Origin of the sequence: Pseudomonas putida (genome assembly GCF_002025705.1) — a bacterium.
In the GTDB taxonomy this organism is placed as follows: domain Bacteria; phylum Pseudomonadota; class Gammaproteobacteria; order Pseudomonadales; family Pseudomonadaceae; genus Aquipseudomonas; species Aquipseudomonas putida_J.
The window spans coordinates 456,314-476,239 of sequence record NZ_CP018846.1; the positions used below are offsets into that span (position 1 = coordinate 456,314).

The following is a 19,926-nucleotide window of genomic DNA, read 5'->3' on the forward strand; positions in this document are numbered from 1 at the left end:
CGAGGTGGGGGAAGTCAATCACCCTGTTACCGCATTGTTACTAACAGGGTGTTACTGGCGTTACCGTGTTCTGCTGAATGTCTCAAACGCCCGGTTTACAGGCGTTCCAGGCCGACGAACGGGCAGGCTTCGAGCAATTGGGCAAGCGCACGGCCATCGGCCAGGCAGAAGTCGCCCGCTACCAGTTCGGCCAAGGGGTACAGCACGAAGGGGCGTGCGTGCATGTGGTAGTGCGGCACCTGCAGGCGTGGAACGTCGATCACCTGGTCACCAAACAGCAGGATATCCAGGTCGAGGGTGCGCGGGCCCCAGCGTTCCTTGCGTACGCGACCCTGGCCGTTCTCGATAGCTTGCAAGGCGTCGAGCAGGTCCAGTGGTGCCAATGTGGTGTCAAGCGCGGCCACCGCGTTGGTGTAGCGCGGCTGGCCGGGCAGCAGCGAATCGCTGGTGTACAGGGCCGAAGCCGCTACCAGGCGGCTGCCGTCAACCTGGTCGAGCGCCTGCATGGCGCTGCGCAGCTGCTCGGCAGGCGCGTCCAGGTTGCTGCCCAGGCCAATGTAGGCGCGCGTGGTCACTCGAATGCCTCGTCACCACCGCTGCGTTTGCGCTTGCTGCCGCTGCGCTTGCGTTTGCGCGGACCGGCAGCGGTGCCTTCGTCACGGCTGCCGAGTTCGCGGATCATTTCGCGGCGTTCGCTGTCGTTGGCATCCTGGTAATCGGTCCACCACTGGCCGAGGTCATCGGTTTCCTCGCCCGCGCTTTCGCGCAGCAGCAGGAAATCGTAACCGGCGCGGAAGCGCGGGTTGTCGAGCAGCAGGTCAGCGCGTTTGCCGCTGCGGCGCGGCAGGCGTTCCTGCATGTCCCAGATCTCGCGGATCGGCAGGGTGAAACGCTTGGGAATGGCGATGCGTGCGCATTGCTCGGCGATCAGGTCGTGGGCTGCACCGTTCATGGCCGGAATCGGCGGCACACCCTGGTTCTGCAGATGCAGCACGCGGCTTGGCAGGGCAGGCCAGAGCAGGGCGGCGAACAGGAAGGCCGGGGTTACCGGCTTGCCTTGCTTGACGCGCAGGTCGGTGTTGTTCAGCGCCTGGCTGATCAGGGTATGGGTGTAGGTAGGGCGTTCGTCCAGGGCATGGGCACTGGCCGGGAACAGCGGCTCGAACAACTCCAGGTCGACCAGCATTTCGAAGGCGATGGCACCCTGGCCGGAGAGGAACAGCTTGAGGCATTCCTCGAACAGGCGCGCTGGCGGGATCTCGCGCAGCAACGGGGCCAGTTTGCGGATCGGCTGGAAGGTGTGCTTCTCGATGCCGAAGTCGAGCTTGGCGGCGAAACGCACAGCACGCAGCATGCGCACTGGGTCTTCCTGGTAGCGGTGGGTCGGGTCGCCGATCAGGCGCAACAGGCGGTTGCGCACATCGTGCACGCCGTTGGCGTAGTCGAGAATGCGCTCGCTGACCGGGTCGTAGTAGAGGGCGTTGATGGTGAAGTCGCGGCGTTGCGCGTCTTCTTCCAAGGTGCCGTACACGTTGTCACGCAGGATGCGACCACTGGCGTTGTGCGACGAACGGTGGCTGTCGCCCTGGTCGTCTTCCGAGTGGGGGGCGCGGAAGGTAGCGACTTCGATGATCTCACGGCCGAAATGCACGTGGACCAGCTTGAAGCGCCGGCCAATGATGCGCGCGTTGCGGAACTCGGCACGCACTTGCTCGGGCGTGGCGCTGGTGGCGACGTCGAAGTCCTTGGGCGTGATGCCCAGCATCAGGTCGCGGACGCAGCCACCGACCAGGTATGCCTGGTAGCCCGCACTCTGCAGGCGCTCGACGATGTTCACCGCGTGGCGGCTGAACTGGTGGCGCTGCAGCGAGTGTTGGCTCTTGTTGATCACCTCGGGCGTGGTGCGCCGGTGGTGCTGGCCCGGTACGGGAGGGCGGAAAGACTGGAACAGCTTCTTCAGCATGGGATGCACTGTTTGAAGGAATGATCGGCCAAGAATAGGAGAATGGCCGCATGATGGGCGGGGATTCTAGCATTTACTCAGGGAATGGTGTAGGCGTTGGCAGGAAGGGCTGCCGGAAGGGGAGAAACGACAAGGGGAGCCTAAGCTCCCCAAGAAGTCGTTGCGTGCTCTTATTGTTTTTTTACTGGGCTTCTTGTTTTTGTTGAGTGCCCTGTCCACAAATCTCGAAGCTTGTGGACGACCCCCAATCCAGGGGTAAAGAGCAAACGGATTGCTTTGGCCGCTGATGTCACGTTGATCCTTCGATCCAACCAGTTCAGGCGCTGCTTTTAAGTGCAGTTTTTGTTGTTCTCTGCCTGGTCGTGGGGCAAGCCCCAAACACGCATCCTCTCCAAAAGAATCAGTTAGCTGCGCCTCCGCCGTCTTGTTTTTATTGTGCGTGAGCCGTTTCGTCTTGTTCTTATTCTGAGTTGCTGTGCTTGTTATTGTTCTTGTACCAGACATATAGCAGGTGCCGTGCCAACTTTTCGAAACCCAATGAAATCAGGGGTTTGGCGGAAATTTGTGGTTGGCGGCGGGCCGAAAATGTAGATTTTTCGTTACCGTACGCCTCGGGAACTGTTACGGCGGAAAGGTTGGGTAACAGATTTGTGCGGGAACTGAGGTGTTACCTGGGGGGGCTTGGTGCGACATCTTTGTCGCCTGTGGGATCGAGCGCCGCCCGCGCGGCGCATCGCGGATGAATCCGCTCCTACATCTGCTGCAACGTGGCCATGCCTGACAGGCCATGGTTGTCAGCCTTGTTTGCAGGGCTCTCGTCATGCGCCAAGGCAGGCGACCATGGCGTAACAGGTTTGGCACGTTGCAAAAAATGCAGGAGCGGATTTATCCGCGATGCGCCGCGCGGGCGGCGCTCGGTCTCGCAGGCGCTGAAACGCTGACGACACACTGACGTACTCAGTTGTCGCTGGTAGCGTTGCTCTTGCGCCGCGGGATGCCCAGGCGCTGGCGCCGTTCCCACAGACACTTGCGGCTAACGCCCAGCTTGCGTGCCAGCTCGGTCTCGGTCATGTGGTCCTGGTGCTCGAGCACGAAATGCTGGAAGTAATCCTCCAGCGACAGGTCTTCGGTCGGTTCGTGGCTGGCAGTGCTGGCGCTGGCTGCAACCAGGGCACTGTCGAGGATGTCATCCTCCTCAAGGTCGCTCAGTTCGATGTCGATGCCCAGCATGTCGGCGGAAATTTCCGCGCTCTCGCTGAGAATCACCGCGCGCTCCACGGCGTTTTCCAGTTCGCGCACGTTACCCGGCCAGCTGTAATGACGAATGGCTTGCTCGGCTTCGGCCGAGAAGTGCAGGTCGTCACGGCCAATACGCGCGCTCTGGCGGGCGAGGAAGGCGTTGGCGATCTCGTTGACGTCACTGCCGCGCTCGCGCAGGGCTGGCAGTTTCAAGGCGATCACATGCAGGCGGTAATAAAGGTCTTCGCGGAACTGCCCGGCCTTGGCCAGGTTCTTCAGGTCACGGTGAGTGGCGGCGATCAGGCGCACGTCGACTTTTTGCGACTGCACCGACCCGACCCGACGGATTTCACCTTCCTGCAGCACTCGCAGCAGGCGGGCCTGAGCTTCCAGTGGCAATTCACCGATTTCATCGAGGAACAGGGTGCCGCCATCGGCGGCTTCCACCAGACCGGCGCGGCCGGCACTGGCGCCGGTAAATGCGCCTTTTTCGTGGCCGAACAGTTCCGACTCGATCAGGGTTTCCGGAATGGCCGCGCAGTTCACCGAGATCATCGGCGCCTTGGCGCGGCGCGACAGGTTGTGCAGGGCGCGGGCGACCAGCTCTTTACCGGTGCCCGACTCGCCCTGGATCAGCACGTTGGAGTCGGTGGGCGCAACCTTGCGGATCTTGCTGTACATGTCCTGCATCGGCGGGCAAGAACCGATGATGCCGATCTCGCCATTGGCTGCCGCGGCACCCTTGTCGGCTGGCGCAGCCTTGCCGTTGGCCCGCGGCTCGGCCGCCGGGGCCGGCGCGGCTGCCGGTGCGTTCTGCCGGTCACGCAGGATGCGTGCCACGGCCTGGAGCATTTCATCGTGGTCGAAAGGCTTGGCGATGTAGTCCACCGCGCCCATCTTCATCGAGTCCACCGCCGAGCGCAGGCTGGCGTAGCTGGTCATGATCAGCACCGGGGTGCCCTGGCCAAGCTTGATCAGCTCGGTGCCCGGGGCGCCTGGCAGGCGCAGGTCGCTGACGATCAGGTCGAAGGTGGCAATGCTGAAGCGTTCCTGGGCTTCCTGCACCGAGCCGGCTTCGCTGACCTGGTACTGGTTCCGTTCGAGCAGCCGACGCAGGGCCGAGCGGATGATGGTTTCGTCTTCGACGATCAGAATGTGCGGCATTGATTCAATTCTCTCGACGGTCTCGAATTTCAGGGGACGTCGCTACGACATGCCGGGGCAGGGTCACGCGGATCCGGGTGCCACGTTGCCGTTCGATGTCGGCCGGGCTGTCGATGGTGATTTGCCCATAATGCTCTTCCACGATGGAATAGACCAGAGCGAGCCCCAGTCCGGTTCCCTCGCCCGGGTCCTTGGTGGTGAAGAACGGTTCGAACAGGCGGTCCATGATGTTTTTCGGGATTCCGCTGCCCTCGTCCTCGACGATCAGGTCGACGGTGTGTTCGCTGACTTCGCTGCGTACCCGCACGGCGCTGCCGGGCGGCGAAGCGTCACGGGCGTTGGAGAGCAGGTTGATCAGCACTTGGGCGAGGCGCTGCGGGTCCCCTTCGGCCCAGTGATCCGGGTCGCAGAGGTTGAAGAACTGTACTTCGAAGTTGCGCCGGTTCAATGCCAGCAGACCGATGGCGTCCTGCGCCACTTCGGCCAGGCAGACCGGTTCTTCGCTGTTCTGATGGCTGCCGCCGGCGTGGGCGAAGCTCATCAGCGACTGGACGATGCGCGAGACACGCTTGGTCTGCTCGAGGATCTGGCTGGACAGTTCGATGATTTCGCCATCGCCTTCGCGCTCTTCGCGCAAGTTTTGCGCCAGGCACGCGATACCGGTGATCGGGTTGCCGATTTCGTGGGCCACACCAGCAGCCAGGCGGCCGATGCTGGCCAGGCGCTCGGAGTGCACCAGCTTGTCTTCCAGGGCCTGGGTTTCGGTAAGGTCTTCCACCAGCAGCACCAGACCGCTGTTGCCCGGTGCCAGGGGCTCGTCGATGGCTGCCTTGTGCAGGTTCAGCCAGCGCGGCTGGCCGTCCAGCGCCAGGCGCTGCTTGTGCAGGTGTTCGTCGGGCACGTTGATGAAGCCTTGCAACAGGCCGCGCCAAGGCTCGCCGATGGTCACCAGGCGCGAGCCGACCACGTGCTTGGCGGCGATGCCGGTCAGCTCTTCCATGGCCTTGTTCCACATCAGGATTTCCTGGTCCTTGGCCAGCGAGCAAACGCCCATGGGCAGTTCCTGCAGGGTCTGGCGGTGGTAGCGGCGCAGGGCATCGAGCTCGGCAGCCAGGCCGGTTAGGCGCGAGTGGTAGTCTTCCAGGCGGCTCTCGATGAAGTGGATGTCCTCGGTGACGTAGTTTTCGTTACCGGACTTGTAAGGCAGGAAAGTCTCGACCATGTCCTGGGCCACGCTCGGCCCCATCAGGCCGGAAAGGTTGGCCTCGATACGGTCACGCAGGCGGCGCAAGGCATAGGGGCGGCGCTCGTCGAACGGCAGGTAGAGGTCGCGCAGGGCCTGTTCGACCTCTTTCTGCGCAGCCTTGGCGCCCAGCGGTTTTGCCAGCTGGGTGGCGAATTCCTGTGGCGAGGCGGCATGCAGCTCGCGGCGCTGCGGGCGGCGTACGTTGTCCACGGCGCAGGCTTCTGCGGCGCTGACCTCTTCGGTGCTGGCATTGGTGAACAGCGAAATCAGCGTGAACAGCAGGACGTTGGCCGCCAGCGAAGCGATGGCCGCCATGTGCCAACTGGTGTCGTCGAGTACATAGATCATGTCCAGCAGCGGAATGTAGAAGCCCTGCAGGTTACCCAGCAGCGGCAGCAGCATGGTCGCCATCCACACCAGGGTCCCTGCCAGCAGCCCGGCGATGAAACCGCGGCGGTTGGCGGTCGGCCAGTACAGCACCGACAGCACGCCAGGCAGGAACTGCAAGGTGGCGACGAAGGCGACGATACCCAGGTTGGCCAGGCTCTGGTGGTTGTTCTGGGTCAGGTAGAAGACGAACCCCGCAGTGATAATGGCGACGATCAGCGCCCGGCGGGTCCATTTCAGCCAGCGGTAGATGTTGCCTTCGGCCGGTGGTTGGTACAGCGGCAGCACCAGGTGGTTGAGGGCCATGCCCGACAACGCAAGGGTGGTGACGATGATCAGCCCGCTGGCGGACGCAAGCCCGCCAACGTAGGCCAGCAAGGCTAGCGCTTGGTTGTTCGCGGCGATCCCCAGGCCCAGGGTGAAGTACTCGGGGTTGGTGCTGGCGCCCAGGCGCAGGCCGGCCCACAGCACCAGCGGCACAGCCAGGCTCATCAGCAGCAGGAACAGCGGCAGGCCCCAGCTGGCGCTGACCAGCGAGCGTGGGTTGAGGTTTTCGGTGAAGGCCATGTGGTACATGTGCGGCATGACGATGGCCGAGGCGAAGAACACCAGCAGCAGGGTGCGCCATGGGCCTTCCTGCAGCGGCGTGTGTAATGCTGCCAGGGCGGTCTGGTTCTGCAGCAACCACACTTCCAGCTCGTGGGGGCCACCGAACACACCGTACAACGCGTAGAGGCCGATGCCGCCCAGGGCCAGCAGCTTGATAACCGACTCGAAGGCGATGGCGAACACCAGGCCTTCGTGCTTCTCGCGCGTGGCGATATGGCGCGAGCCGAAGAAGATGGTGAACAGGATGATCAGGGTGCAGAAGGCGAACGCCACCCGTGCCTTGACCGGCTCGCCGGTGAGAATGCTGATCGAGTCGGCCACCGCCTGGATCTGCAGGGCCAGCAGCGGCAGCACGCCGATCAGCATGATGATCGTGGTCAGCGCGCCGGCCCAGGTGCTGCGAAAGCGGAACGCCAGCAGGTCGGCCAGCGACGACAGCTGGTAGGTGCGGGTGATCTTGAGGATCGGATACAGCAGCACCGGCGCCAGCAGGAATGCACCCGACACCCCCAGGTAACAGGCGAGAAAGCCGTAGCCATATTGATAGGCCAGGCCCACCGAACCATAGAAGGCCCAGGCACTGGCGTAGACGCCCAACGACAAGGTGTAGGTCAGCGGGTGGCGAATGATCGAACGCGGGATCAGTCCACGCTCGCTGATCCAGGCCACACCGAACAGCACCATCAGGTACGCGGCGCTGATCAGGATCATCTGGGTCAGGCTAAAGCTCATCGGCATCTCGTTGGCTCTGCAGGATGAAGGTGACGACGATCAGGATCAGCCAGAGCAGGTAGGGGCGGTACCAGGCACCGGTCGGTTCGATCCACCAGTCCATGATGGCCGGGGAGAACAGGTAGATCCCCACGACCAGAAGCAGGACCAAACGATAGATGTACATGCTGGCCTCGATGGTTGGGCGCTGCGGGCTTGGAGTTATTATTGGCGCAATTGACTGTGGCGATGCTAGCGGTAATCGGTGGGGTTCGCCAAGGGTTTGAATTTATTGGGCTTTTGTTTTTGAGGGGAGGTTGCCTGTTGCGGCCCATTCGCGGGAAAACCCGTTCCCACAGATACAGCGCGGCCTCCAGGCTTGGCGCGATCCCTGTGGGAGCGGGTTTACCCGCGAAGAGGCCGGCCCTGCGTCAGTGCAAATCAGCCTCTGGCACCGTGGCCCGCTGCGCAATCGCGTCCGGCCGCCACTGCTTGCGGGCCATCGCCAGCACCTCGGCAGGGGTCCCCAGCAACCACTCCGGCTCGGTCGCCTGCCCCAGCGCACGCAGCGCTCGCAATAGCAGCGGCGTCGCATGTTCCGCCTGCAGCGGCGGCGAGCGATAGGACTTACCCAGCTTGTGCCCATCAGGCTGCACGATCAGCGGAATGTGCAGGTAACGCGGCTGCGAGAAGCCCAGCAGTTCCTGCAGGTACAACTGGCGCGGGGTGTTGTCGAGCAGGTCGGCCCCGCGCACGATGTCGGTAACACCCTGCCAGGCATCATCCAGTACCACCGCCAGTTGATAGGCATACAGCCCGTCACGCCGCTGGATCACGAAATCCCCAACTTCACGCCCCAGGTGCTGCTGGAACTCGCCCTGCACCCGGTCGGTAAAGCGGTAGATCAGCTCAGGCACCCGCAACCGGATCGCTGCGCCTTCGCGGGCATGCCCGGCGTTGCGGCAAAACCCTGGGTAGATGCCATTGTGGCCTTCCAGCTGCTTGCGCGAACAGGTACAGGCGTAGGCCAGGCCCATGCTGAACAGGCGGTCGACCACTGCGGCATAGGCATCGTGGCGCTGGCTCTGGTACACCACCTCACCGTCCCATTCCAGGCCGTAGCGCTCCAGGGTCTGCAGGATCGCGTCGCGGGCGCCGGGCATTTCCCGGGGCGGGTCGGTGTCTTCCATGCGCAGCAGCCAGCGGCCGTCTACTGCACGGGCATCGAGCCAGGAGGCAAGGGCGGCGACCAGCGAGCCGAAGTGCAGGAAACCGCTCGGGGTGGGGGCGAAGCGTCCGATGTAACGGGAGTCTTTCATGGCATTGCCGGGCATATAAATGAAACGGGGCGCAAGATGCGCCCCGTTCGGATGGGAGAAGTGTCAGCCTTTGCCGACCGTCTTTTCCTTTTTCTCCGAGATTTCCTTGCAGTCGAAGCACAGGTCGGCGGTCGGACGGGCTTCCAGACGGCGCAGGCCGATCTCGATGCCGCAGGAATCGCACCAGCCGTAATCTTGGTCCTGGATCTTCTGCAGGGTCTTGTCGATTTTCTTGATCAGCTTGCGCTCGCGGTCGCGGTTGCGCAGCTCCAGTGCGAATTCTTCTTCCTGGCTGGCACGGTCGGCCGGGTCGGGGAAGTTGGCTGCTTCGTCCTTCATGTGGTCCACAGTACGGTCCACACTGACCATCAGCTCGCCTTTCCAGGCATTGAGGAGCTTGGTGAAGTGCTTGCGCATGGGCTCGCCCATATACTCTTCGCCCTTGGTCTCTTTATAGGGCTCGACACCGTACATGGTCTGACCGGGTTTTTGCTTTTCTACGGTGGACATGAATAGACCGCCTCTCACTCATCTGATCCAATGCGCAGGATGCTCCATCTCCGGCACCCGCCGGCCCTGCGACTGCGAGCCGCCGAACTTACCAGATAGATCGGGGGTGCGCTACCCCGCCCGACCTTAGCAGTTGACAGCCGTACGCGCCTCACGTTCGCTGCCGTGCAAAGGTAGAATCAACAGTTTAGACCCAATTGAGAGAAGGTCATGGCCCACCCCTACAGTGCGCGCAGCCGCGCCATCGAACCCTTCCACGTCATGGCGTTGCTGGCGCGGGCCAATGAGCTGCAAGCGGCCGGCCATGATGTGATCCACCTGGAAATCGGCGAGCCGGACTTCACCACCGCCGCACCGATCGTCGCCGCCGGCCAAGCCGCCTTGGCCGCCGGGCATACCCGCTATACCGCCGCCCGCGGGCTGCCAGCGCTGCGCGAGGCCATCGCCGGTTTCTATGGCCAGCGCTATGGCCTGCAAGTCGACCCAGAGCGGATTCTCGTCACCCCGGGCGGCTCCGGCGCGCTGCTGCTGGCCAGCAGCCTGCTGGTCGACCCCGGCAAGCACTGGCTGCTGGCCGACCCGGGGTACCCGTGCAACCGCCACTTCCTGCGCCTGGTCGAAGGCGGCGCACAGTTGGTACCGGTGGGGCCAGAGGTCAACTACCAACTGACCGCCGATCTGGTCGAGCGTTACTGGGACAAGGACAGCGTGGGCGCACTGGTCGCCTCGCCAGCCAACCCGACGGGCACCGTGCTGGGTCGCGACGAACTGGCCAGCCTGTCCAGGGCCACCCGTGAGCGCCATGGCCACCTGGTGGTGGACGAGATCTACCACGGCCTGACCTACGGCATGGACGCGCCAAGTGTGCTGGAAGTGGACGACTCGGCGTTCGTCCTTAATAGTTTTTCCAAGTATTTCGGCATGACCGGCTGGCGGCTCGGCTGGCTGGTGGCACCGCCCAATGCCGTGGCCGATCTGGAGAAGCTGGCGCAGAACCTCTACATCAGTGCACCGAGCATGGCCCAGCATGCGGCGCTGGCCTGCTTCCAGCCGCAGACTCTGGCGATTTTCGAAGAACGCCGTGCTGAGTTCGCCCGTCGCCGCGACTACCTGTTACCGGCGCTGCGTGAACTGGGTTTCCGCATTGCCGTCGAGCCACAGGGGGCGTTCTACTTGTATGCCGACATCAGCGCGTTTGGTGGGGATGCCTTTGCCTTCTGCCAGCATTTCCTCGAAACCGAGCATATTGCCTTCACCCCAGGCCTGGATTTTGGCCGCCACCTGGCCGGCCACCATGTACGTTTTGCCTACACCCAGAGCCTGCCGCGCCTGGAGCAGGCGGTCGAGCGTATCGCCCGTGGGCTGCGCAGCTGGCAGGGGTAAATGGTGTTCTTTCCTCAACTGGAACAAGGGCGCCTGCTGCGCCGTTACAAGCGCTTTCTGGCTGACATCGAACTGGCCAATGGTGAGCAACTGACCATCCACTGCCCGAACACCGGTTCCATGCTCAATTGCATGCGCGAGGGCGGGCAGGTTTGGTTCAGCCGCTCCAACGACCCCAAGCGCAAGCTGCCAGGTACCTGGGAAATCAGCGAAACGCCCCAGGGCCGGCTGGCCTGTATCAATACCGGGCGGGCCAATGCGTTGGTTGAAGAGGCGCTGCGCGCCGGAGTAATCGAGGAACTGGCCGGCTTTACCGCACTGAAGCGCGAAGTCGCTTATGGCGAAGAGCGCAGTCGGGTGGACTTTCGCCTGGAGTTTGCCGATGGGCCAGTCTATGTCGAGGTCAAGAGCGTGACCCTGGGTTACCCGGACACAGCCGTGGCAGCGTTCCCGGATGCCGTCACCCAACGTGGCGCCAAGCACCTGCGCGAGCTGGCGGCCTTGGCCCGTCAGGGCATCCGTGCGGTGCAGCTGTACTGTGTGAACCTTACCGGTATCGAAGCCGTGCGCCCCGCCGAGGAGATCGACTTCGCCTATGCCAACGCGCTGCGCGCGGCGGTGGCGGATGGGGTCGAGGTACTGGCCTATGGTGTGCGCCTGGACAGCGAGCAAATCGTCATCGACCGCCCGCTGCCGGTGTTGCTCAACCCTTGAGCCAGATGCCCTGGCTGTCTTCATGGCAGCCCAGGGGCTGGAGCATATCCCCTTCGCAGGGGCCAGCCACGCATTCGCCACTGTCGATCAGAAACAGCGCGCCATGATGGGCGCAGTGGATCAGGCTGGCGCTGTCGTCGAGAAAGGCGTCTTGCGCCCAGTTCAGTGGGATACCTCGATGCGGGCAGCGGTTGCGGTAGAGATGCACCTGACCGTGGCGGCGCACGCCGAACAAGTCGATGCCGTCTACGCTGAAGGCGCGGCTATGGCCCTCGGCCAGGGCCGCGGAAGGACAGAGAAAGTGCATTGCTGGGAAGGCTCGTGAAACAAAGTGGTGGCTTGACGCTTCAATGCGAATAATTATCAAATTGCCCGCATTCGCTGCGCCAGCCGCTATGGTGCGCAGTTCTGCCGCCCGCCACAAGGCGTGCGGCCCGCCTTCAGAAGGAATCCGATGATGCGCCGTCCCGCTGCCTTGCTCGCCCTGTGCGCAGCTCTCGTTGTTGCCACCCAGGCCTTGGCCGCCGAACTGCCGCAGCGCTGGGTCAGTGCGGGCGGGGCGCTGAGCGAGTGGATCAGTGCACTGGGCGGCGAGCCGCGCCTGGTGGGCGTCGATACTACCAGCCAGCACCCTGAGTCGCTGAAGGCCTTGCCGAGTATCGGTTATCAGCGGCAGTTGTCGGCCGAGGGCATCCTCAGCTTGCGCCCGGATGTGCTGGTCGGCACCGAAGAGATGGGGCCGCCACCTGTGCTTGCGCAGGTGCGCAAGGCGGGCGTGCGTGTCGAGCTGCTCTCCAGCCAGGCCGAGCTGGCTGCCGTGGACCAGAACCTCAAGCAGCTGGGGGCTTTGTTGGGTGCCGAGGAGAAAGCGGCACAGTTGTCTGCCAGCTATCACCAGCAACTCGAAGCGTTGCAACTGCAGGTGAAGCAGGCCCAGCAGAATCACAAGGCGCCAGGTGTGTTGCTGCTGGTTGGCCATGCCGGCGCCAAACCGCTGATTGCCGGGCAGGGCTCGGCAGGGGACTGGGTGTTGCGCCAAGCCGGGGCGCGTAACCTGGCTGAGCACCAAGGCTACAAGAACTTTTCCAATGAGGCGCTGGCGGCGCTCGACCCGGATGTAGTGGTGTTTTCCGATCGTGCCCTGAGTGGCGAGCAGGCCTTGCAGGCACTGCTCAAGGAAAACCCGGCACTGGCAGTTTCGCGTGCAGTGCGCGACAAACGCCTGGTATCGCTCGACCCGACATTGCTTGTGGGCGGCCTTGGCCCGCGCCTGCCAGCTGCCTTGCAGGAACTGGCGACTGCGTTCTACCCGGCAAGTGCAGCTACTAAATGAAACAACGGATCCAGCCGCGAACACTGTTTGTTTGCCTGATATTACTGTGCCTGCTGGCAGTCTGGCTGTCGCTGGCCTTGGGGCCGGTCAGCCTGCCGCTGGTCGATACCCTGCGTGCTGGCCTGCGCCTGTTGGGGCTGCCAGTTGCAGCCGACGGTCTGCAGCAGGCCGAGATGATCCTGGGGCAGATCCGTCTGCCGCGCACCTTGCTGGGGTTGGCAGTGGGCGCGGTACTGGCATTGTCTGGTGTGGCCATGCAGGGGCTGTTTCGCAACCCGCTGGCCGACCCGGGCCTGGTGGGGGTTGCCGCTGGGGCGGCGATGGGGGCGGCGGTGGCCATTGTCGGTGGCAGTTGGCTGGGGGGTATGCCGGATGCGCTTGCTCCCTACCTGTTGTCGCTGTGCGCCTTCATCGGCGGACTGGGCGTGACCGCGCTGGTTTATCGCCTGGGGCGTCGCGACGGTCAGACCAATGTCGCGACGATGCTGCTGGCCGGTGTGGCCATGACTGCACTGGGCGGTGCTGCCGTAGGTTTGTTTTCCTACCTGGCCGATGATGCCACCCTGCGTACGCTGACCTTCTGGAACCTGGGCAGCCTCAATGGTGCAAGTTACGAGCGCCTTTGGCCTTTGCTGCTGATCGCAGGCGGTGTGGCGATGTGGTTGCCGCGCCGCGCGAAGGCGTTGAATGCGTTGTTGCTGGGAGAGTCGGAGGCACGGCACCTGGGGGTTGACGTCGAACGGCTCAAGCGCGAGTTGGTGTTCTGCACGGCGTTGGGTGTGGGCGCAGCAGTGGCGGCTGCGGGGCTGATCGGTTTCATCGGCCTGGTGGTACCCCACCTGGTGCGTTTGCTGGCCGGGCCCGATCACCGCGTGGTACTGCCTGCATCGTTGCTGGCTGGGGGCATACTCATGCTGTTCGCCGATCTCGCAGCCAGGCTGCTGCTGGCACCTGCTGAGCTGCCGATCGGTATCGTCACAGCTTTTATTGGCGCGCCGTTCTTCCTGATTCTGCTGATACGAGGGCGCAGTTGATGTTGCAAGTCGAGGGGCTGCACCTGAAGCGGGGCAGCAATGACGTGTTGCTCGGGATTGATCTGCAGTTGAGCCCAGGGCAGGTGGTGGGCGTTCTCGGCCCCAATGGCGCCGGCAAGAGCAGCCTGCTCGGGGTGATGTGCGGCGAGTTGGCGCCGGATCGCGGAAATGTGACGCTGCAAGGGCGGCCGCTGGCTGACTGGGCTGGGCCGGAGCGTGCAAGGCACCTGGCGGTGCTGCCGCAGGTTTCCAGCCTGGGGTTCTCGTTCAAGGTCGAGGAAGTGGTGGCCATGGGGCGCATGCCCCACGACACCGGGCAACGGCGTGACGCAGAGATCGTAGCAGAGGCTCTGCAGGCAGCGGATGCCTCGCACCTGGTGGGGCGAAGTTACCTGGCCTTGTCTGGCGGCGAGCGGCAGAGGGTGCACCTGGCCCGCGTGCTGGCTCAGCTTTGGCCTGGTGAAGAGGGCACCACGCTGTTGCTTGATGAGCCGACTTCGATGCTCGACCCACTGCATCAGCACACTACCCTGGAGGCCGTGCGCTGTTTTGCCGACAGCGGCGCCGCCGTGCTGGTGATCCTGCATGACCTGAACCTGGCGGCGCGCTACTGTGATCGCATCTTGCTACTCGAAAGCGGGCGCTGCCATGCCCTGGCCACACCACCGGAGGTACTGACACCGGCTTCACTCAAGGTGGTCTTCGGTATCGACGTGCTGGTGCAGGCGCACCCTGAGCGGGGGCACCCGTTGATCATTACCCGCTAGGAGGCACTGCTCATGACTCATCCGTTGCTGTGCGGTTCGTTACTTTGCCTGGTGCTTGCGCTGAGTGGTTGCCAGGCCAGCTTGCCGCCGTTGCCTGCCTGGCAGAGCAGCGAAGGGCGCGATAACGCCGAGCTGGGGCAGATCCACGACCTGGCCAGCGGGCAGGTGATCAGCCCTGAGCAGCTGATCGAGAGCCTGGCCGATGCGCCGCGCGTGCTGGTCGGTGAGAAGCATGACAACCCGGATCATCACGCCTTGCAGCTGTGGTTGATGCGTGCGTTGCAGCAACGCCGGGCGCAGGGCAGCCTGCTGCTGGAAATGCTGCAACCCGAGCAGCAGCCCCGCGTCGATGCGCTCGCGGGGCAGGCGACCTTGCCGCAGGACCTGCCCAAGGCCCTGGCTTGGGAAGATGGCTGGGATTGGCAACTTTACGGCCCTATCGTGCGAGAGGCTTTGCAGCACCATGTTCCGCTGCTGGCGGCCAACCTGTCACCCACAGAAATGCGCCAGGTCTATCGGTATCCGGCGGTTCTGCCGGGAACCCAGTCCAATGCGCCAGCGGTCAGGGCGGCACTGCTTGAACAGGTGAAGCAGGGGCATTGTGGTCTACTGCCGGAGAGCCAACTGCCAGCGATGCTGGCCGTGCAACAACAGCGGGATCGGCGTATTGCCGAACGGCTGCTGGCGGCGCCGCAGCCAGCATTGCTTTTGACCGGTGCGTACCATGCGCGCAAGGACCTGGGGGTGCCTTTGCATCTCGCCGATCTGGGCGCCAAGGGCGCGAGCAAGGTCGTGCTGCTGGCCGAGGCAGGCGAGCAGGTCGAGCCTGGGATGGCCGACTATGTCTGGTACACGGCCGCGATGCCAGAGCAGGACTACTGCGCCCAGCTGAGGTAGGAGCGGCCTTGAAGCGGAAACCTGCGGGCAAAAAAAGACCCGGCAAAATGCCGGGTCAATAACCGTGATTAGCCTGATGAGGAGATAATCTGAGAGTCCGAACCAGGGGCTCTTAGCTTATCCAACCAGTCTCGCGACCAGTTGTGATAATCATAACGATTCTCATTACAGCGTCAATCCCCTTCGTGCGTTTATTTCATATTTTTTTGCATAGGGCATTTTGCATCGAGTTGTTGGTTGAGCGCTTCTTTGCGTTCGGCTGGCAAATCGTTCCAGTGCATGTCCAGCAATGCACCTTCAATGGCATACAACAGCACCTTCGACGCCCTGAATCCTCGTGTTTTCACCGCCTGGTAGGCACCCACGGCGCCCAACCGACGCAAGTCCGATGCACTGTGGATACCAGCCGCATGCAACCACTGCGCGGAGGTCTTGCCAAGATTCTTCAGGTGCTGCAATTCATCGTTCATCGAGCCTCCTTGCGATGGCTGAACGGGTCTTGGGGGATAAATCGCGAGCAGGTCAGAGAGGAGTGTAGCGGGGGATAGGAAATGCGCGGCCTTTTGCCATCGGGGACGACGAGCTGCCCTGGAACGGCAGTAACCTGTTCCGGCAACAGGCCGGAACAGGTGTAAAGCGAACTTACAGGCCTGGCAGGCGCTGACGAATCTGTTCGATCACCTGGTCCATGCCGCTGGCTTCCTGGGTATCGATGCGGGTGCTGTGGACCAGCTCCTGTGCATCCAGTGGCTCACGGCTGGCCTGCTGGGCCTTGACCACCTCCAGTGTGGCATCCGACGGGTCGCTGTTCTCGGCCTGGCGCTGCTCCAGCCAGCTGGCGATCACCGCTTCCGGGGCATGGCAGTCGAGGATCAGGAACGGGACGCCAGTCTCGCTGGCCACGGCTGCGGCGGCCTGGCGCTGTTCAGCCTTGAGGTAAGTGGCATCGAGCACCACCGGGAAGCCGGCACGCAGAATTGTCGCGGCCAGTTCATGCAGGCGCTGGTAGGTCGCTGCGCTGGCGTCCTGGTCATAGATGCCGGCAGTGAGCTGCCCCGCGTTCTGTTGCGGCTGTTCGCCGAACAGGCGCTTGCGCTCCACATCGGATCGCACGCGAACCGCGCCGAGGGCCTCGACCAGACGCATGGCCACGTGGCTCTTGCCTACCGCCGACACGCCATGGGTGATAGCCATCAGGCGGGAAGGAATGGCGCTGTAGCTTTCTGCCAGGTTGGCGTAGTTGCGGTAGGTACGCAGGCTGGTGGCACGCTGCACACCGTCCGCATCGGCCGGCATGCTGAACAGGGCGATCTTGGCGCGGACCAGAGCGCGGTAGGCCTTGTAGAAGTTGAGCACTTCCAGGCCTTCATAGTCGCCGGTCAGCTCCAGGTACTGGCTGACGAAGCGTCGTGCCAGGCACTTGAGGCCTCGGTCTTCCAGGTCCATGGCGAGGAAGCCGGTGTCGGCCCACACATCGGTCTTGCGGAATGGCTCATTGAACTCGATGCAGTCGAAGATCACGACCTTGCCGTCAATCACGGTCGCGTTACCCAAATGGATGTCGCCATGGCATTCGCGGGTAAAACCATTGGCCTTGCGCGCCGCGAACAGGCCTTGAAGGCGCTCGAAACTGCTGCGTGCCCAGGCTTGCAGGTTGTCCAGTTGCTGCAGGTCGGCCTTGTCGGTGAGGAACGGGCGGATCTGTTCGAAATTCTGCTCGACCGGGGCCATGACGCTTTCAGGCGAGCCATACGGCTGATCGGCGGGCACTTTCGTAGTCTGCAGGTGAAACTCGGCAATCTGCCGGGCCATCTGGTCGATGTGGCCAGTGTTCAGCTCGCCGTTGGCTTGCAGGGTGTTGAGCATCTGGCCTTGAGGGAACTGGCGCATCTTCAGCACATACTCGATCACTTCGCCTTCACCGCCGATCTGCGGGGCTTCGGCACTGCCGGTGATTGGCAGTACTTCAAGGTACAGGCCTTCGGTCAGGCGCTGGTTCAGGCGCAATTCTTCGTTACAGAAATGCTGGCGCTGGTCCAGGCTGGTGAAGTCCAGGAAGCCGAAGTTCATCGGCTTCTTGATTTTGTAGGCGTACTCGCCGGTGAGCAGGACCCAGGAGATGTGCGTCTCGATGAGCTGGAACCCGTCCACAGGGTGAGGGAACAGGGCAGGGTTCTGCAATGCGTTGATCAAGGCTTGGCTCACTGGAAATCCTTCCGGGGGCAGGGAATTCGAAAGCGCCATTATGGTCAATGGTGCCGTCCCTGCCTACCGCCAGAGGGCGCCTGCCTACCCTTTATAAAGTGCGTATAATCCGCCGCCATGACTCGAACCCGAAATCCTCGTACCCCTCAGAAACGCCCGACCGGCCGCTCGCGCGCCTGGCTGGGCTGGGCCTTGAAGCTCAGCCTGGTCGGCCTGGTGATTGTTGCCGGCTTCGCGGTTTACCTCGATGCCGTCGTCCAGGAGAAGTTCTCCGGCAAGCGCTGGACCATTCCGGCCAAGGTGTATGCCCGGCCGCTGGAGCTATTCTCTGGCCAGAAACTGAGCAAGAACGACTTCCTCACCGAACTCGATGCCCTCGGCTACCGGCGTGAAAGCGCGGCCAACGGCCCGGGCGCGGCAGCGGTCAACGGCAATACCGTCGACCTCAACACCCGTGGCTTCCAGTTCTACGAGGGTATGGAGCCTGCGCAGTTCGTGCGAGTGCGCTTCTCTGGTGACTACGTGGCTGAGCTTGCCGGTGCCAACGGCAAGAAGCTCGACGTGGTTCGACTCGAACCGCTGATGATCGGCGGTATCTACCCGAAAAACCTCGAAGACCGCATCCTGATCAAGATCGACCAGGTACCGCCGTACCTGCTCGAGACCCTGGTAGCCACCGAGGACCGGGACTTCTACAGCCACTTCGGTGTGTCGCCCAAGTCCATTGCCCGGGCCATGTGGGTCAATACCTCGTCCGGCTCGATGCGCCAGGGCGGCAGTACCCTGACCCAGCAGCTGGTAAAGAATTTCTACCTGACCAGTGAACGCAGCCTCAGCCGCAAGCTGACCGAAGCGATGATGGCTGTGCTGCTGGAAATGCACTACGACAAGCGCGAAATTCTCGAGGCCTACCTCAATGAAGTGTTCGTCGGCCAGGATGGCCAGCGCGCAGTGCATGGCTTCGGCCTGGCCAGCCAGTTCTTCTTCAGCCAGCCGCTGTCAGAGCTGAAACTGCACCAGATCGCCTTGCTGGTAGGCATGGTCAAGGGGCCGTCCTATTACAACCCGCGGCGTTACCCTGAGCGTGCGCTGGCGCGGCGTAACCTGGTCCTCGACCTGGTGGCCGAGCAGGGCGTGGCCAGCCAGGCGGAAGTCGATGCGGCGAAGAAGATGCCGCTAGGCGTGACCAAGCGCGGCAGCCTTGCCGACAGCTCGTTCCCGGCCTTCCTTGACCTGGTCAAGCGTCAGCTGCGCCAGGACTACCGCGACGAAGACTTGACCGAAGAAGGCCTGCGCATCTTCACCAGTTTCGACCCGATCCTGCAGATGAAGGCCGAAACCTCCATGGCCGAAACCTTCAAGCGCCTGGCCGGGCGCAAAGGTGCCGACGAGGTGGAATCGGCGATGGTCGTGACCAACCCGGAAACCGGCGAAGTGCAGGCACTGATCGGCAGCCGCCAGTCCGGTTATGCGGGCTTCAACCGTGCCATTGACGCCGTGCGGCCGATCGGCTCGCTGGTCAAGCCGGCGGTCTACCTGACCGCATTGGAGCAGCCAAGCAAGTACACCCTGACCACCTGGGTGCAGGACGAGCCGTTCTCGGTCAAGGGTGCCGATGGCCAAGTGTGGCGCCCGCAGAACTATGACCGGCGCTCGCACGGCACGATCTACCTGTACCAGGGCCTGGCCAACTCGCTGAACCTGTCGACCGCGAAACTCGGCCTGGAAGTGGGTGTGCCGAACGTGATCAAGACCATTGGCCGCCTTGGCGTCAACGTCGATTGGCCGGCCTTCCCGGCGATGCTGCTGGGCGCTGGCGGCATGTCGCCGATGCAGGTCGCGACCATGTATCAGACCATTGCCAACGGTGGTTTTAATACGCCGATGCGCGGCATCCGCAGCGTGCTCACCGCCGAAGGCGAGCCGCTCAAGCGCTACCCGTTCCAGATCCAGCAGACCTTCGACCCAGGTTCCATCTACCTGGTGCAGAACGCCATGCAGCGGGTGATGCGTGAGGGTACCGGCCGCTCGGTATACAACGTGCTGCCAAGTTCGCTGACCCTGGCGGGCAAGACCGGTACCAGTAACGACTCGCGCGACAGCTGGTTCTCTGGCTTCAGCCAGGACCTGCTGGCCGTGGTGTGGATGGGCCGTGACGATAACGGTAAAACGCCATTTACCGGTGCCACCGGCGCCTTGCAGGTCTGGACCAGCTTCATGAAGAAGGCCGACCCGCTGCCGTTGGACATGCCGCAGCCAGACAACGTGGTGCAGGCGTGGATCGACCCGTACAGTGGCCACGGCTCCGACAGAAGCTGTCCGGGAGCCGTGCAGATGCCGTATATTCGCGGCAGCGAACCGCCTGCCGGTGCAACCTGTGGCGGCGAGCAGAATCCCGTAGAGTCGGTCATGGACTGGGTCAAGGGCTGGATGAACTGAGCCCTG

The 19,926-nt window shown here is 63.1% G+C and carries 17 protein-coding genes; 7 read left to right on the forward strand and 10 right to left on the reverse strand.

Annotated features, from left to right (window positions below; all coding sequences use genetic code 11):
- Positions 1-95: 95 nt before the first annotated feature.
- The 7 genes from folK to dksA form a co-directional block, all read right to left on the reverse strand.
- Positions 96-575, reverse strand: a complete 480-nt coding sequence (gene folK, locus BUQ73_RS02160; RefSeq protein ID WP_079226486.1) for a 2-amino-4-hydroxy-6-hydroxymethyldihydropteridine diphosphokinase — start codon at positions 573-575, stop codon at positions 96-98.
- The gene (locus BUQ73_RS02165; protein ID WP_060484232.1) at positions 572-1,963 is read right to left on the reverse strand and encodes a polynucleotide adenylyltransferase PcnB; all 1,392 of its coding nucleotides are present in this window, start codon (positions 1,961-1,963) and stop codon (positions 572-574) included. The genes folK and BUQ73_RS02165 overlap by 4 nt, the downstream gene beginning before the upstream one ends.
- Positions 1,964-2,920: 957 nt before the next feature.
- Entirely contained in the window at positions 2,921-4,366 is a 1,446-nt protein-coding gene (locus tag BUQ73_RS02170; protein WP_079226487.1) for a sigma-54-dependent transcriptional regulator, read from the reverse strand.
- Between the two features lie 4 nt (positions 4,367-4,370).
- Positions 4,371-7,346: a sensor histidine kinase gene (locus BUQ73_RS02175; RefSeq protein ID WP_192858679.1), complete on the reverse strand. Its 2,976-nt coding sequence runs from the start codon at positions 7,344-7,346 to the stop codon at positions 4,371-4,373.
- Positions 7,330-7,506, reverse strand: a complete 177-nt coding sequence (locus BUQ73_RS27785; RefSeq protein ID WP_003250005.1) for a hypothetical protein — start codon at positions 7,504-7,506, stop codon at positions 7,330-7,332. Before BUQ73_RS27785 ends, BUQ73_RS02175 begins: the two co-directional genes overlap by 17 nt.
- 244 nt (positions 7,507-7,750) lie before the next feature.
- On the reverse strand, positions 7,751-8,638 hold the full coding sequence (gene gluQRS, locus BUQ73_RS02180) for a tRNA glutamyl-Q(34) synthetase GluQRS (protein ID WP_152031498.1): 888 nt from the start codon (positions 8,636-8,638) through the stop codon (positions 7,751-7,753).
- A gap of 63 nt (positions 8,639-8,701) precedes the next feature.
- Positions 8,702-9,148 (reverse strand): RNA polymerase-binding protein DksA, encoded by a 447-nt coding sequence (gene dksA / locus BUQ73_RS02185; RefSeq protein WP_060509315.1) that lies wholly within the window; start codon positions 9,146-9,148, stop codon positions 8,702-8,704.
- A 210-nt stretch (positions 9,149-9,358) separates the two neighbouring features.
- Between dksA and BUQ73_RS02190 the strand changes: the two genes are divergently transcribed.
- Complete coding sequence (locus tag BUQ73_RS02190) at positions 9,359-10,531, forward strand: pyridoxal phosphate-dependent aminotransferase (protein ID WP_079226490.1); 1,173 nt, start codon at positions 9,359-9,361, stop codon at positions 10,529-10,531.
- Complete coding sequence (gene sfsA / locus BUQ73_RS02195) at positions 10,532-11,245, forward strand: DNA/RNA nuclease SfsA (RefSeq protein ID WP_079226491.1); 714 nt, start codon at positions 10,532-10,534, stop codon at positions 11,243-11,245. It begins immediately after the preceding gene.
- On the opposite strand, the gene BUQ73_RS02200 is transcribed toward sfsA, so the two are convergent.
- Positions 11,235-11,552 carry a Rieske (2Fe-2S) protein gene (locus BUQ73_RS02200; protein WP_079226492.1) on the reverse strand — a complete coding sequence of 106 codons (318 nt, stop codon included), beginning with the start codon at positions 11,550-11,552 and terminating at the stop codon, positions 11,235-11,237. The two genes, sfsA and BUQ73_RS02200, sit on opposite strands and share 11 nt — an antisense overlap.
- 147 nt (positions 11,553-11,699) lie before the next feature.
- On the opposite strand from BUQ73_RS02200, the gene BUQ73_RS02205 reads away from it, so the two are divergent.
- From BUQ73_RS02205 to BUQ73_RS02220, 4 genes are read left to right on the forward strand one after another with little or no spacing between them, the layout of a single operon-like run.
- Positions 11,700-12,578 (forward strand): heme/hemin ABC transporter substrate-binding protein, encoded by an 879-nt coding sequence (locus tag BUQ73_RS02205; RefSeq protein ID WP_079226493.1) that lies wholly within the window; start codon positions 11,700-11,702, stop codon positions 12,576-12,578.
- A 50-nt stretch (positions 12,579-12,628) separates the two neighbouring features.
- Positions 12,629-13,612, forward strand: coding sequence for a FecCD family ABC transporter permease (locus tag BUQ73_RS02210; protein ID WP_192858707.1), 984 nt, complete (start codon positions 12,629-12,631; stop codon positions 13,610-13,612).
- Positions 13,612-14,379 (forward strand): heme ABC transporter ATP-binding protein, encoded by a 768-nt coding sequence (locus tag BUQ73_RS02215; RefSeq protein ID WP_079226495.1) that lies wholly within the window; start codon positions 13,612-13,614, stop codon positions 14,377-14,379. Before BUQ73_RS02210 ends, BUQ73_RS02215 begins: the two co-directional genes overlap by 1 nt.
- Before the next feature lie 12 nt (positions 14,380-14,391).
- A complete protein-coding gene (locus BUQ73_RS02220; RefSeq protein WP_079226496.1) occupies positions 14,392-15,276 on the forward strand; it encodes a ChaN family lipoprotein in 885 nt (294 codons plus the stop codon).
- Between the two features lie 191 nt (positions 15,277-15,467).
- Here BUQ73_RS02220 and BUQ73_RS02225 read toward each other — a convergent pair whose 3' ends face one another.
- Together BUQ73_RS02225 and BUQ73_RS02230 are read right to left on the reverse strand one after the other, a co-directional pair.
- Positions 15,468-15,746, reverse strand: a complete 279-nt coding sequence (locus BUQ73_RS02225) for a TfoX/Sxy family protein (RefSeq protein ID WP_027917659.1) — start codon at positions 15,744-15,746, stop codon at positions 15,468-15,470.
- Between the two features lie 172 nt (positions 15,747-15,918).
- On the reverse strand, positions 15,919-17,481 hold the full coding sequence (locus BUQ73_RS02230; RefSeq protein ID WP_079226497.1) for an AAA family ATPase: 1,563 nt from the start codon (positions 17,479-17,481) through the stop codon (positions 15,919-15,921).
- A 117-nt stretch (positions 17,482-17,598) separates the two neighbouring features.
- Between BUQ73_RS02230 and mrcB the strand changes: the two genes are divergently transcribed.
- Positions 17,599-19,920, forward strand: a complete 2,322-nt coding sequence (gene mrcB, locus BUQ73_RS02235; RefSeq protein WP_079226498.1) for a penicillin-binding protein 1B — start codon at positions 17,599-17,601, stop codon at positions 19,918-19,920.
- Positions 19,921-19,926: the final 6 nt, after the last annotated feature.